Annotated in this window: 9 protein-coding genes; 8 read left to right on the plus strand and 1 reads right to left on the minus strand. The window is 45.6% G+C overall.

Annotation, left to right across the window (positions count from 1 at the left end; genetic code table 11):
• Window positions 1-386: 386 nt before the first annotated feature.
• Entirely contained in the window at window positions 387-1,067 is a 681-nt protein-coding gene (locus tag ACBP55_RS11990; RefSeq protein WP_464651784.1) for a GGDEF domain-containing protein, read from the plus strand.
• A 78-nt stretch (window positions 1,068-1,145) separates the two neighbouring features.
• On the opposite strand, the gene ACBP55_RS11995 is transcribed toward ACBP55_RS11990, so the two are convergent.
• Window positions 1,146-2,012, minus strand: coding sequence for a helix-turn-helix transcriptional regulator (locus ACBP55_RS11995; RefSeq protein WP_464651786.1), 867 nt, complete (start codon window positions 2,010-2,012; stop codon window positions 1,146-1,148).
• Between the two features lie 122 nt (window positions 2,013-2,134).
• Between ACBP55_RS11995 and ACBP55_RS12000 the strand changes: the two genes are divergently transcribed.
• The 7 genes from ACBP55_RS12000 (at window position 2,135) to ACBP55_RS12030 (ending at window position 11,914) form a co-directional block, all read left to right on the plus strand.
• Window positions 2,135-3,643, plus strand: a complete 1,509-nt coding sequence (locus tag ACBP55_RS12000) for a sulfatase family protein (RefSeq protein ID WP_464651788.1) — start codon at window positions 2,135-2,137, stop codon at window positions 3,641-3,643.
• A gap of 88 nt (window positions 3,644-3,731) precedes the next feature.
• The gene (locus ACBP55_RS12005) at window positions 3,732-5,537 is read left to right on the plus strand and encodes a sensor histidine kinase (RefSeq protein WP_464651790.1); all 1,806 of its coding nucleotides are present in this window, start codon (window positions 3,732-3,734) and stop codon (window positions 5,535-5,537) included.
• Window positions 5,537-7,174, plus strand: a complete 1,638-nt coding sequence (locus ACBP55_RS12010; protein WP_464651792.1) for a response regulator — start codon at window positions 5,537-5,539, stop codon at window positions 7,172-7,174. Before ACBP55_RS12005 ends, ACBP55_RS12010 begins: the two co-directional genes overlap by 1 nt.
• Window positions 7,175-7,375: 201 nt before the next feature.
• A complete protein-coding gene (locus ACBP55_RS12015) occupies window positions 7,376-8,719 on the plus strand; it encodes an ABC transporter substrate-binding protein (RefSeq protein ID WP_464651794.1) in 1,344 nt (447 codons plus the stop codon).
• A 14-nt stretch (window positions 8,720-8,733) separates the two neighbouring features.
• On the plus strand, window positions 8,734-9,624 hold the full coding sequence (locus ACBP55_RS12020) for a carbohydrate ABC transporter permease (RefSeq protein ID WP_464651795.1): 891 nt from the start codon (window positions 8,734-8,736) through the stop codon (window positions 9,622-9,624).
• Window positions 9,625-9,636: 12 nt separating this feature from the next.
• Window positions 9,637-10,518 carry a carbohydrate ABC transporter permease gene (locus ACBP55_RS12025; RefSeq protein ID WP_464651797.1) on the plus strand — a complete coding sequence of 294 codons (882 nt, stop codon included), beginning with the start codon at window positions 9,637-9,639 and terminating at the stop codon, window positions 10,516-10,518.
• Between the two features lie 40 nt (window positions 10,519-10,558).
• Window positions 10,559-11,914, plus strand: a complete 1,356-nt coding sequence (locus tag ACBP55_RS12030; protein ID WP_464651799.1) for a sulfatase-like hydrolase/transferase — start codon at window positions 10,559-10,561, stop codon at window positions 11,912-11,914.
• The last annotated feature ends 53 nt before the right edge of the window (window positions 11,915-11,967 follow it).

Below are 11,967 nucleotides of genomic sequence, written 5' to 3' on the forward strand. Positions count from 1 at the left end.
AATATTTACAATTTTCAAATAATTATATAATATAAAAGTATAAAGACGCTTTATATGTTTCCATCTAGCGCGTTGCTCTATGATTTAGACAGCGCTTTCACAAAACTGGCTGGAAATTCATATAATAGTAAATTGCGAAAGGGGTGTACATATTTCCTAAATTAACGAGGTATGTGGGGAATCTGTTCGTGGTAGAGGTTACAAATGGAAACAAGATAACCAACATAAGTTGTCCGGTAGGAGTGTTTTGATTAAATTGAATTTTCTAACTAATCATAGGGGTTCTGTTTATCATAGGTAAGCGGAATCCCTATTTTTATTCCTTTTTTTATCCTAATACACAAGCGCCAAGTCCGGATAATTTTGGGGATAGGGGATGGTAAGCCATGCAATACACGGGAAGGGTCGGGCTGCCTACACTGGCATTCATCAGCTGGATATTCATAATCATCTATTCTTATCCCGTTTATAGGAAAATCGATTACATCTTTATTGCCTGCGCTGTCGTATACATCGTATTCGGCTGGTTTTTAGGCAAAAGCTATGATATTGCGAAGTTTTATTCGGAGAAAGACTATCTTACTCAAGTATATACTCGGAGATATGCCTTAGATACATTGGCTTCACTATTGCCAAGGATGGCTCAAAAAAGAATGGAATTAAGCTTGTTTGTGGTGGACGTAGATAAATTTAAACAAATTAACGACACGTATGGACATGATATGGGGGATATGGTTTTAAAAAGCATTGCTGCTTTGCTTAAAGATTGTACGAGAAAAACGGATTCTATTACTCGTTGGGGTGGAGATGAATTTCTGATTATTGCCCCCTATACGAATAATGATAGTTCATTTACGATCATTCATCGAATTGAAAAGCAATTACGGGAATTATCGAATAAATTAAATATTGAAATCTCTCTATCAGTCGGCGTATCTGTTTATCCAGACGATGCGCTGAGTATAGATGAATTAATAAGCATCGCCGACAAAAAAATGTATATGACGAAATTTGAAAAATCGCACCAGCAAAGCTTAGATGTAATGATAGCTGTTCGTAATGAATAAAAGACCGCACTCATTCGTAAAGAATGGGCTGCGGCTTTTGCTGCATTTACATAATGATAGTCATATGTTGAGTCAATTTTAAGTCGATGTCTTTTCTTGATGACGATATTCGCTTGGCGAGCAGCCTGCTTGTTTCTTGAATGCACGTGAAAACATGTAAAGATCGGGATACCCTGCCGATAAAGCGATTTCCCCGACCTGTAACGAATGATCGCTGAGCAACTGCTTCGCACGGTCTAGTCTAAGCTGCTGTAAATATTGTTGAGGCGAAACGCCAATTTTCTGTTTGAATATGTGCGAGAAATGAGAACGGTGGACACCGACTATGTTCGCGACAGCTTCAATACGCAGCGACTCCGTGTAGTGCAACTGGAGAAAACGGATGGACTCATCGACCCAACCTTCTGCTGGCATAACCGCTATGGTCTCTTTGTCATCATGGTCAGTTTCAAGCTGCTCCATCAGACGGTAAACAGTGGACATTAACGTAAGCTTACGCAGTTGCTTCAACTCGTCATCCCAAATCACTTGTTCCACTTCCTGTAAAAATGGCCGGATCGTTTCGTCCATCGCTGAAATGCGATAAGGCTTATGAGCAGTTAAACCCAGCATTTTAAGAAGTTCCCTCATTTGAGGGCCTTCCATGGTGAGCCAAATCATTCGCAGCGTTTCATCTGAACATGTCCGATACTCGTAAGTAATATGGGGGAATAGGCAAAACATGTCATTGGACCTCAGCTCGACGTCCTCGTGCTCATAGCTTAACCTTAATCGACCACTAACAATAAAATGGAGGCCAAAGCTATCGATTTGCTTAGGACCTACCTGATAGTTTGGCTTTGCCACGTTACGACCCGCCCGCACGAGCCAGAAGCCTCCCGCTTTCTCATACTTGGATGGCAAATGGTGCCATAGATCTGCATGTTCTGCCGCATACTCTTTCATGAACACCCCACCTAACATTTTGCTAAATACATTATGTCATTTTCTTATATGGCAATACAATATAAGCTTCTATTATTATAGGTTAAATAAATCTACAAACCTTAACAAGGGGAGATGTTCATTTGAAGCGTCCAAACATTTTGTTAATAACTAGCGATCAGCAGCATTGGGATACCATCGGCGCCTTGGGCAGCGAGCTGCATACGCCAAATCTCGATCGGTTAGTGAGGGAAGGAACGGCATTTACACGCGCATACTGTCCGAATCCAACCTGTACACCTACGCGTGCTTCTATCATTACAGGTATGTACCCCAGCCAGCATGGCGCTTGGACGCTAGGAACCAAGCTGCTGGAGGATCGGAGAACGGTTGGGGAGGATTTTGCAGCTCAGGGCTACAAAACCGCTTTAATTGGTAAAGCACATTTTCAGCCGCTTAAAGGTACAGAAGAATACCCGTCGCTGGAAGCTTACCCTGCACTGCAAGATCTAGATTTTTGGCGGACGTTCCATGGGCCATTCTATGGTTTTGATCATGTCGAGCTGGCCCGCAACCATACGAATGAAGCACATATCGGCCAACATTATGCCATTTGGATGGAAGAGAAAGGATGTACGAATTGGCGGGATTATTTCCTCGCGCCTACTGGCACAATGGATCCCTCAATCAAGCACAAATGGCCTATTCCTGAAGAATACCATTACGATACATGGATTGCCGAGCGAACGAATACCTTACTCGAGCAGTACAAGGCGGAGGATGAACCGTTCTTCCTATGGTCCAGCTTCTTTGATCCGCATCCTGACTATCTCGTACCGGAGCCCTGGGACACCATGTACGACCCTAATAAGTTGACAATACCTAGCGTGACTCCCGGAGAGCATGAACGGAACCCGCCGCATTTTGGCATGACGCAAGAGGAGAATCCGGATTTCAGCCATCTGAAGGAAACAGGCCGTGGTGTTCATGGTTACCACTCCCATTTGCGACCCGAAGGAGAACGAAAGCAGCTCGTTGCCACTTACTATGGGATGATCAGTCTGATGGACAAGTATATCGGCCAAATCCTTGACAAGCTCGACGAGTTAGGTCTTGCGAACGATACGATCCTCGTTTTTACAACGGACCATGGCCATTTTTTCGGTCAGCATGGATTGCAATATAAGGGAGGCTTTCATTACGAAGATCTGATCAAGCTCCCATTTATCGTACGTTATCCCGGTCATGTTCCCGAAGGTAAACAGTCAACGGCTATTCAGTCTCTCGTTGATCTTGCTCCGACATTTTTAAGTTTCTGCGGTTTGGACATTCCTGCTGTCATGACTGGCGTGGATCAGAGCGATGTTTGGCTCGGCAATAAAGAACATGCGCGCGATCACGCAATCTGTGAGTTTCGTCATGAACCGACGACCATTCATCAGAAAACCTATGTAGATCATCGTTACAAAATCACGGTGTATTACAATCAAACCTATGGTGAAATCTTTGATCTTGAGAACGATGCTGGGGAGCTGAACAATTTGTGGGACGATCCGGAGTACCTCTCGCTCAAATCGGAACTGCTGTTAAAATACGCATGGGCTGAGCTGGGCAAAGAACCGATGCCGATGCCGCGTATTTGGCATGCTTAATAGATGAGCCATTCGTTTTCATATACGGATGGCTCTTTTTTTTGCTAATATATAACCAAAAGCAGTGAAGGCGGGGAGAGAGGGGCGCATGTGGAACAAAATGTATATTAAAAAGAGCAGCGTGCAGCAAAAAATGCTGATTTCCTTTAGTTGTTTGATCTTGTTTCCACTGGGCTTATTCGGCTATGTGTCGCTCGCCATTACGAAGCAGACCATTGAGGAGCAAGTGGTTGCTGCAAAATTAAAGTCACTTGGCCTGATCTCTCAAAAGTTGGATATTATGGCATCTGACCTGACGGCTATTTCGAATATTTATTTTTCTAATGAAGATTTACGTTCTGTATTGCTTAGCCCTCCGGGCGATCAAGCTTATCAGGAAAGGGCAAAGAAGCAATTTCTGACCAAAATGATTATTAATTATCGGTATGCCTACACTTGGCTGGACTATTACACGTCGATTATCGGTTTCAACGGAATCGAGCTGCATACCTTTTATGAAGGCGGAAAAATCGGAATCAATTCGTTGAAGAGTGAGCCATGGTATGTAGATGTTGCGAATGTGAATGGCGGAGTTGTTTGGGTGTCGGATCCGTCCTCTAAGCTCATTCCGACCGTCAATGAAGATCATTTCGTTTCGGCGATTCGGATGATCAAGGACTTTGAGAACAACACGACGATCGGGCTGATGATGATTAACGTGGGAGAAAGCTTCTTGTACAAGCAATATGCGGACGCGCTGCAAGCGAGTGAACGCATGCTGTTGTTCGATAATCAAGGTACAATTGTTTCTGCTACAGAGAAACCGAAGGTCGGCCAAAAAATCGAAAACATGTCTTATTTCCGGCAATTTACAGGTGATGAAGGGCATTTCAACACACGTATTGATGGGAAAGACACGCTCGTTACATACCACAAAGTGAAGAGCACGGGCTGGACGATTGTATTCTATACACCTCTAGATATCCTACTTCAAAATGTGAATAAGACGAAATGGTTAAACGTTGGACTATTTGTTGTCGTGCTTCTCTTATCTGTGCTTGTTTCCTATTTTATTGCCAGCCGATTATCGATCCCAATAAGAAAATTGTTTACCAGTATGAAGAAGGTCGAGATGGGGGATTTAAGCGAGCGCTCGGACATCCGGAGCAGCGATGAGATCGGTGAATTGGCTAAAAAGTTCAATCGCATGGTTATCCGAATTGAAGACTTGCGAGACCGCGTGATTGAGGAACAGGAAATGAAGCGGCGAACCGAGCTGCAAAATCTGCAGTCGCAGATCAATACGCACTTCTTATACAACACACTCGCTTCCATTCGTTCCATGCTGCTGACTCAAACACCGGATAAGGTGGATTCCGTTATTATCTCGCTAGTCAAATTGTTAAAGAAGACGCTGTCCGCTGAGAGTGAATATATTACAATTGCTGAAGAGATGGATAACCTCCAAAACTACGTGAACATACAAGCAGCGCGTCAAGGAGAAAAGCTTAAGGTGCAGTTCGATATCGACGAACGGATTTTGCACAATAAAACTTTAAAGCTTCTGCTCCAGCCGATCGTTGAAAACGCTATCTTTCACGGCATTGAACCCATGGAAGGTACAGGTTATATTGGGGTCAAGGGCTGGATGGAGAGCGATGCTATTTGCTTTAGAGTCACAGATAACGGAGTTGGCATCGATGAAGCCTATGAAAATGAGAACGATGACGAGACGCCTTTAACGGAAAGAGTACTTTCGTCTGCAGGCGGCATGGGGCTGCGCAATGTACAGCATCGCATTCAGCTTCACTTCGGTGACAATTATGCGATCGAGATCTATCGACCGCCGAATGGCGGGACCGCTGTTGTTTTGCGTTGGCCTGTATTCATGAGAGTAGAGGAGTTGAACCGTTAATGAAGGTTCTCATTGTCGATGATGAAGCACAGATCCGGCGATGGATTGAGCTTTTGGTACACAAAACAGAATTGAACATTCAAGTAGCCGGCACGTGCAGCAATGGGAAAGAAGCTTTGGAAGCTTGTCGAAATCTTCTGGTGGATATGGTCATCACCGATATCAAAATGCCTATCATGGGCGGTATCGAGCTGATTCAGCAGCTGAAGGAGGAGTTTCCTGCGGTTCGCACCTTGATCATGAGCTCCTACAGCGAGTTTCACTATGCGTCGGAAGCGCTCAAGGCCGGGGCAAGCAATTATATACTGAAGGCTGAGGTTACTGTGGACGAGCTTCGAGCAGCCCTGCAAAAGTTGCAAGCGGAGCTGACATTGGAGCAGCATCGCAACGAAGAGGTTTACTCACTCAAGAGCACGCTGAACGGTCATCAATATGCGCTTCGTTCCCTTTATTTGGGCGAGCTGATACGCGGTAAGCCGTCTGCCATCCATGAATTTGATGCAAAAATGAATGCGTTCCGTCTTCAGCTCACCAATCAGCACATGATCTTGATGACGATCAGCATCGACGATTATCGAAATGCGATAAAATCCGCCAAAATCAAGGATAAAGAGCTGCTTGAATTAGCGATGATCAACATTATCGACGAGACGCTGTTGACCGAAGCGGGAAGCGGCTGCAGCTTTGTTTATGAGAGCAACCTGCTTGTCGCGATGATGAATTCGAACCGATTTGGCAGCAAGTCTGCGCGTGAAGCGACACTGCAATATGCTCATCAGATTGCTTCACATTTGAACGAGTTTTTAAAGGTATCAACCTCGATTGGCATCAGTCTCCCCTATCGTGATATCAGTCAGCTAGGGCGTCAGTTCGAAGAAGCCTGTGAAGCGCTGAATCGCAAGCAATTTTATGGGAAAAGAAGTATAGCTTGGTACAAAGATGAGCCAGCAGTAACCGGTGACTACCCCGATAAAGAGCTGCCTGAATGTTTGGAAACGATGTCACAGCTCCTGGATCAGGGCCAGTATAAGCAAGCCATCCTAACCCTAGGAGCAATGTTAGATAAGATCGAGCTTCACAAGCTGTATAAAGAGAAGGAAGTCAAGACGTTTAGTCTCGAGATAACCTTTCTGATCCTGCGAGCTATCCGTCGTTTGAAGGAGGTTTCTTTGAAAGTTCCGATTATGTATGAGCCGGATATTGTTCACCAAGAGATCAGCGACTTAACTACTTTCGAGCAGGTGAAGAAGTGGTTGATCGTTCGGATGGGACAGTTTGCCGAGGAAATTGAGGCCAGACGGCATCCTTATAGTGAGACGATACGCAAGGTTTGTGCGTTCATGAAGGCTTCCTACGCAGAAGGAATCTCACTGCAGCAAGCGGCAGATGTCGTACATTTGAATAAAACGTATTTAAGCGAGCTATTCAAAAAGGAAACCGGCATCAGCTTTAACGACTATTTAACGCATATCCGAATCGAGAAAGCCAAGGAGCTGATTCTCGCTGGGGAAGTCACCCTAGGCGTTTTGGCCGAGCAAGTGGGCTACCCGGATGGGAGTTATTTAACTAAAGTATTTAAGAAAATGACAGGAATGACACCGCTCGAGTTTAAGCATTCAAGCTCTGCAAAGCTTTAAGGCAGCATCCCTCTCTTATCCGATTCTTCGATAAGGAGGGATGTTTCGATATACGAAGAAATGACCGTGAAGCCGAAGATAGGACAAAAGTAGCCGAAGATAAGACCAAACAAGAGAGCAAACTCTTTTTATAATAAAGATATCCGATACCCGATTCGGATGTCGATACTATTTTACATAAAAAAAAGGTGGGTCCATCACATGACGCTATGGAAAACAATCGTATTGGGTACAACGTCCTTAAGCATGGTAGCTGCACTGGCGGCTTGTGGCTCGAACAGCGGTACAACTACAAGAACAAGTCAACCTCAAAGCACGGAGAAAGCAAAACCAACCAGTACGAAGCAGGTGGAAATTTCCTTTGCCAACTGGATTTCTGTCGAGGATGGGACCAAAGAAGCTTACAATCAGCTGATTGCTGATTTTGAGAAGAAGCATCCGAACATTAAAGTGAAGTCCATTGGCATCCCTTTTGCACAGTTTAAGGACCAGGTGTTGGTCAGTTCTGCTGGCGGTAATCCGCCGGATGTGACGATGTCGAATCAGAATTTTACACCTGCGTTTGACGGAGCGAAATTGGCCGAACCACTGGAAACACTGCTAGGCAAGGACATGATAGGTGACATCGTGGAGGGCAGCAAGTCAGGCGTTACATTCAATGGCAAAGTAGTGGCTATGCCTTGGGCACCTCATCCAAGCGCTTTATTTTGGAACAAAGCGTTATTTAAGAAAGCGGGCTTAGATCCGGAAAAGCCGCCTCAAACTTGGGCTGAAATGACGGAGATGGCGAAGAAAATCGCGGCTATCGGTAAAGATGATAAGGGCAATCCTGTGTATGGCATTGGCGAAAATGGCGCTTCGGATTCATATAGCGGTAACATGCTAATGAGGATCGCTTACTCCTATGGGGGCAAATTTGTCGACGACAAAGGAGCGATTGTGTATGACCAAGGTACGGGGCTCAAGGATTCGCTTTCTTACTTGAAAGATATGATTTCTAACAAAATTTCGCCGAAGGGCGCTATGATGAAGGATCTTCGGCCGATGTTCGCTAATGGAGCGCTTGGCATGTTAATCGATGGGGATTTCGGTCGGACTAACTTCCGTAACATGAGCGGCAAGGGTGAGGCTTTCGATAAAGAGTGGGGCGTGACCACGGTACCAACGGGCAAGTCGGGCAAGAGTGAAACGGTCTTTACCGAGCATCAGCTCGTCATCTCTGCGGGAGGCAAGAATAAGCCGGAGGCTGCAGAATTTGTGAAATATCTCGTTTCCAAGGATGCCATGGCGATTTACCATAAGCTGAATGGGGTCATGTCCTCCAGAAAGTCGATCGCCGCACTGCCGGAGATGAATGAGGATACTTATGCAAAGGTGTTCAACACACAAATGAAGACAGCGTCTCCGCTTCCTGCATCTAACCCTAAGTTTGACAACGCAATGAAAATATCAACGGATATGATCGTTCTTGTAACCGAAGGCGGAAAGAGTGCGGAAGAAGCGATCTCAACTGTGATGCCCAAAATCAAAGAGCTTTACAAGTAATGGAGTGAGCGCATATGAATATGAGACTATCCAGGCATCATAGAGATATATGGTTTGCTATCATCCTGCTCCTTCCGGCCATTTCGCTAATGGGATTAACCATTGTCAGTCCGTTAATTAAATCGGTTATGATGAGCTTTACCGATTACTCGCTACTCTCCCCAGAGAGCACTTGGAATAACTTTGGCAACTATAGGAAGCTTTTAACCTCGACGGACTTTTATCATTCCCTGCGGGTTACGTTGGTTTATGTATTCATTACTGTTGTGATTGACCTGCTGGTCGGTTTGACTTTAGCTGTACTTTTGAATCGAAACATCCGCTTTCGTGGATTTTTCAGAAGCATAGTGATGATTCCTTGGGCGATTCCTACGATAGTAACGGCGCTGATCTTTCTATGGATTTATCAGAGCGACTACGGGGTACTGAATTATTTGTTGGTGCATACAGGTTTGCTAGAATCCAATGTGAATTGGCTCCAAAGTGTCGATTTTGCGCTTCCGGCTATTATCGCCGTTGCTGTGTTCCGCCAAACGCCACTCGTTTCTGTCATGATTTTAGCAGGTTTGCAAAACATATCATCCAGTCTATATGAAGCAGCCAAAATCGATGGGGCGGGTGGTTGGAAACTATTCACCAGCATCACGCTCCCACTGTTGAAGCCTGTCATTTCCAGCGTGGCGCTCATCATGATTGTGAATAATTTTCAAATGTTTACCTTATTCTTTACGCTTACGAACGGAGGCCCTGCAGGAGCAACATCGACTTTGGCCATTCTCACCTACGAAACCGCTTTTTCTAAGTATGAGATGGGTAAAGGTTCTGCCATTGGGGTTATATGGTTGGTGCTGTTATTTAGCTTCTCTGTTATTTTCACACGCCTCATGAATCGGGACGACGGATAGGAGGGATCAAGAATGAGTACAAGTGCAATAGCTGTAAAGAAGACAGCAACGACAACTAGAACGAGTCAACCGCGTAGAAAAGAAGGACTCACCTACGTCGTATTGGGATTGATCCTGATTTTCCTGTTGTTCCCGGTATATTGGATATTGGTCACGTCCTTGCACAGCAATAGCGATTTGATGCAATTACCGCCCAAATGGTTTCCGATTCATGTGACATTTAGCAGCTATGCAGAAATTATTCGCTCATCGGTGTTTCTAACTTTTTATAGAAATACGGTTATCGTTGCTTCAGGAGCAACTGTTTTATGCATCCTCGTCTCTATTTTTGCCGGGTATGCGTTGTCTCGCTTTCGTTTCCGGGGCAGTAATCTACTTACACTATTATTTTTATCGGCTCAAATGTTTCCAACGGTTACTTTGGTCATCGGTTTATATTCCCAATATCAGTCCTTGCATTTGCTCAATACGCTTTATGTGCTGATCCTGGCTTCCACGATGACATCGCTCCCCTTCAGCATCATGCTAATGAGAACATTCTTCAACAGCATCTCCAAGGAATTGGAGGAAGCTGCTGAGATTGATGGGGCATCCCGGTTCAAGACCTTATTTACGATCATCGTGCCGCTGTCCAAGCCAGGTATTATGGCCATTGCGATTTACACCTTTTTGATTGCATGGGATGATTTCTTGTTCGGGCTGACCTTAGTAAGCGATATTGGCAAAAGAACACTAAGTCCTGGCTTGTCCTTAACCTATCTTGGCGAATATTCGGCGAACTGGTCTGGGGCTACGGCTGCTGCGGCAACAGCGACGATTCCGCTGCTCATCGCTTTCATGTTTCTCCAAAGGTATATGGTGGAGGGCTTGACGGCAGGCGGAGTGAAGGAATAATCAAGGAAGCAGTGGAACTGCTCGCAAACTGGAGGAACTTATGGAACGTCATGAAGAGAAACGCCCTAACGTAATCGTATTTTTTACCGATCAGCAGCGCTGGGATACGTCTGGGCTGCATGGCAACCCGATGGGGCTTATGCCCAACTTTGACAGAATGGCATTGAGAGGTACTCATTTAACCCATTCATTTACATGCCAACCCGTATGCGGTCCCGCACGTTCTTGTTTACAAACAGGGAAGTATGCCACCACAACAGGCTGCTTTGTCAATGGCATTCCGCTTCCCGATGGTACGCAGACTATGGCGCACTATTTTCGAGAGGCCGGTTATCATACGGGGTATATTGGCAAATGGCATTTGGCTCACGAAGAGCCAGTACCTGCACCTAAGCGAGGCGGTTACGAGGATTGGTTGGCTGCGGACGTGTTGGAGTTTAGTTCGGATGCTTATCACACGGTCCTTTACAACAATGACAATGAATCTGTGAAATTGCCCGGCTACCGAGTTGATGCGATGACGGACGCGGCGATCCGTTACATTGACAACAATCAAAAGGATCCCTTTTATTTGTTCGTATCTTATCTGGAGCCCCATCATCAGAATCATTTGGACGACTACCCGGCACCTGATGGATACCGCGAGAAGTATACGGGCGGTTGGATTCCTCCGGATTTAGCCGCTCTCGGCGGTACTACGCATCAGCATATCGGCGGCTATTATGGCATGGTCAAGCGATTGGATGAAGCTTTGGGAAGAATACTGGACGCACTAAAATCGCTGAAGCTGGATGAAAATACTATCGTACTGTTCACTTCTGACCACGGCTGCCACTTCAAAACAAGAAATGGCGAGTATAAGCGAAGCGGGCATGATGCTTCGATTCGAGTTCCATCCGCGATATGGGGACCTGGTTTTTTCGGAGGCCGGCAATTGCAGCAACTGGTCTCTCTGATTGATTTACCGCCAACCTTGCTTGAGGCCGCAGGCATTCAGGTTCCTGAGCAGATGCAAGGGAACTCTCTAATGCCTCTGCTACGAGGGGAATCCGCTTCCTGGCCGGAAGAAGTGTATGTGCAGATTAGCGAATCTGAAGTAGGCCGGGCAGTACGTACGAGAAGATGGAAGTATGGGGTAACGGCTCCACATAAAGATGCAGAGAAGGACTCCGGGTCTGATCGCTATGTCGAGTCGTACTTATATGATCTACAGTGTGACCCCTATGAACTTAGGAACTTAATCGGGCTAGAATCTCACCGAGAAGCAGCAGATGTGATGATGGCTAGATTACAGAAACGGATGCAAGAGGCAGGTGAGGTTATTCCTGTGATTGATAGGGCGCCTGCCATACCCGCTGGACAGCGTCGTGTTGCAGCGGTTGATGCAAGATCTTGATGTTAGGAAAGGAGCCGCTTCATTTGGATGAGCGGCTTCTTTTGTGCGCTTGG

The organism is Paenibacillus sp. WG02, assembly GCF_055396115.1.

Coding starts and splice junctions, on each gene's coding strand:
- ACBP55_RS11995 (WP_464651786.1), bottom strand. CDS start 2,012: ATGAAAGAGTATGCGGCAGAACATGCAGATCTATGGCACCATTTGCCA.
- ACBP55_RS12025 (WP_464651797.1), top strand. CDS start 9,637: ATGAGTACAAGTGCAATAGCTGTAAAGAAGACAGCAACGACAACTAGA.
- ACBP55_RS12020 (WP_464651795.1), top strand. CDS start 8,734: ATGAATATGAGACTATCCAGGCATCATAGAGATATATGGTTTGCTATC.
- ACBP55_RS12010 (WP_464651792.1), top strand. CDS start 5,537: ATGAAGGTTCTCATTGTCGATGATGAAGCACAGATCCGGCGATGGATT.
- ACBP55_RS12030 (WP_464651799.1), top strand. CDS start 10,559: ATGGAACGTCATGAAGAGAAACGCCCTAACGTAATCGTATTTTTTACC.
- ACBP55_RS11990 (WP_464651784.1), top strand. CDS start 387: ATGCAATACACGGGAAGGGTCGGGCTGCCTACACTGGCATTCATCAGC.
- ACBP55_RS12015 (WP_464651794.1), top strand. CDS start 7,376: ATGACGCTATGGAAAACAATCGTATTGGGTACAACGTCCTTAAGCATG.
- ACBP55_RS12005 (WP_464651790.1), top strand. CDS start 3,732: ATGTGGAACAAAATGTATATTAAAAAGAGCAGCGTGCAGCAAAAAATG.